A 518-nucleotide genomic window follows, 5' to 3' on the forward strand; every position below is an offset into this window, starting at 1 on the left:
GCCCCGAACACGGCTGCCTCCTGGGCGAGCTCCTCGACATCCTTGCGCGAGAACCCTCCGGCCCCCGCGGCGCGCAGGCCCCGCACGGCTCCGCCGGACGACAGGGCGTCGGCGAACACCTTGAACTCGACCTCGCGCACCAGGTCGGAGACATCGACCAGCTCCATGCCGAAGCGGGTGTCGGGCTTGTCGGTGCCGAAGCGGTCCATCGCCTCACGGTAGGTGAGGCGGGGGAAGGGGGTTACGAGCTCCTCTCCCAGAGCCGCACGAAACGCCTCGGCGAACATGCCCTCGACCACCGTTTGGACGTCCTGCTCGCGCACGAAGCTCATCTCGAGATCTATCTGCGTGTGCTCGGGCTGCCGGTCGGCGCGCAGGTCCTCGTCGCGGAAGGCGCGCGCCACCTGGTAGTAGCGTTCGTATCCGGCCATCATGAGCAGCTGCTTGAAGAGCTGCGGAGACTGCGGCAGCGCGTAGAACTCGCCCGGCTTGAGCCGGCTGGGCACCAGGAAGTCCCG

The 518-nt window shown here is 68.5% G+C and carries 1 protein-coding gene; it reads right to left on the minus strand.

Annotated elements, in window-relative coordinates; all coding sequences use genetic code 11:
- Positions 1 to 506, minus strand: a 506-nt coding sequence (locus SCI24_RS21485) for an amino acid--tRNA ligase-related protein (RefSeq protein ID WP_318727294.1), incomplete at its 3' end; no start/stop codon positions are given.
- Positions 507 to 518 lie beyond the last annotated feature (12 nt).

It is taken from the genome of Halomonas sp. (assembly GCF_033549285.1).
Taxonomy (GTDB): Bacteria; Pseudomonadota; Gammaproteobacteria; order Pseudomonadales; family Halomonadaceae; genus Halomonas.